At 53.8% G+C, this 266-nt stretch carries 1 rRNA gene; it reads right to left on the bottom strand.

Annotation, left to right across the window (positions count from 1 at the left end):
- Positions 1-265: ribosomal RNA gene (locus tag AB6V08_RS23205) — 23S ribosomal RNA — on the bottom strand; the annotation flags it as partial.
- Position 266: the final 1 nt, after the last annotated feature.

The raw sequence follows: 266 nt of genomic DNA, 5'->3' as shown, positions 1-266 counted from the left end.
ACTAACACACAAGCTGATTCAGACTCTGGGCTGCTCCCCGTTCGCTCGCCGCTACTGGGGGAATCTCGGTTGATTTCTTTTCCTCGGGGTACTTAGATGTTTCAGTTCCCCCGGTTCGCCTCGTTAACCTATGTATTCAGTTAACGATAGTGTGTCGGAACACACTGGGTTTCCCCATTCGGACATCGCCGGGTCAAAGGTTCATATCACCTCGCCGGCGCTTTTCGCAGATTAGCACGTCCTTCATCGCCTCTGACTGCCAGGGC

The sequence above is a fragment of the Enterobacter soli genome (assembly GCF_964208575.1).
GTDB classification, from domain to species: Bacteria; Pseudomonadota; Gammaproteobacteria; order Enterobacterales; family Enterobacteriaceae; genus Enterobacter; species Enterobacter soli_A.
This window is presented reverse-complemented; position numbering and strand designations above follow the sequence as displayed.